The organism is Gemmiger formicilis (assembly GCF_016901605.1).
In the GTDB taxonomy this organism is placed as follows: Bacteria; Bacillota; Clostridia; order Oscillospirales; family Ruminococcaceae; genus Gemmiger; species Gemmiger formicilis_B.
On the sequence record NZ_JACJKP010000563.1, the window covers coordinates 1 to 317 of the forward strand.

Sequence of the window (317 nt, forward strand, 5' to 3'; positions counted from 1 at the left end):
CCTGCGCAAAGCCTGCCACGCCCGTACCGGATTGAGTGCCGAATATGCCGAGTACGACGGCCGCCCGCATCGGGGTGATCAGCCGGACCGTCACGACTGGTTCTTCAGCGATGCATACCGTACGTTGGGCAACATTGCTTTGGATGCCCAATGGTTCGGGGACAAAGACGGTTGGGCCCAAGAAACAGCTGCACATATTCAGCAATTTTTTGAAGAAAAGGAACACGGGCAAACAAACGGCATCTATCTGATCGACGGCACACCCGTTGAAGGAAATGCTCTGCATCCTGTAGGGCTTCTGGCTACCATTGCGCAGG

At 55.5% G+C, this 317-nt stretch carries 1 pseudogene; it reads left to right on the plus strand.

From position 1 onward, the window contains the following. Nucleotides 1-317, plus strand: a pseudogene (locus tag H6B10_RS15945) (glycosyl hydrolase family 8); the annotation flags it as partial.